At 47.5% G+C, this 440-nt stretch carries 1 protein-coding gene; it reads right to left on the reverse strand.

Features of this window, described 5'->3' with window-relative positions; all coding sequences use genetic code 11:
* A partial coding sequence (locus AB4138_RS23580; RefSeq protein ID WP_372307934.1) for a cadherin-like domain-containing protein occupies positions 1–440 on the reverse strand: 440 nt, incomplete at both ends.

Raw genomic sequence — 440 nt, forward strand, 5'->3', positions numbered from 1 at the left:
GCAGTAAGGTCATCGCCTTCTACGTCAGAAGCTTGCGATAGAAGCTGCTCTTGACTTAGACGAATCGAACCGTCTTCGTCGATTGAGTACGCTAGGTCGCCTGACACAGGTGCATCATCAACTGCCGTAACGCTCACATCGATGTTTGCAGAGACCGTATCGGTTCCGTCAGACACATCGAAGCCGAAGTTTACGTCACCATTGAAGTTTTCGTTTGGAGCGAATGTGTAAGTACCATTACCGTTATCAGTAAGGATACCGTCGCCACCGTCGTAGGTCACACTTTCAATAGTAAGGTTGTCACCTTCAATGTCCGTTGCGCCTGTTAATAGGTCTGCATCAGTGAAGATTAACGTGCCGTCTTCTTCAACACTGAATTGTTGGTCTTGTGGAACAGGTAAATCATTTACTGGGTTAACCGTCAGGTCTGCTGAAGCTTG

The organism is Vibrio sp. 10N.286.52.C3 (assembly GCF_041468865.1).
Classification (GTDB): Bacteria; Pseudomonadota; Gammaproteobacteria; order Enterobacterales; family Vibrionaceae; genus Vibrio; species Vibrio crassostreae_C.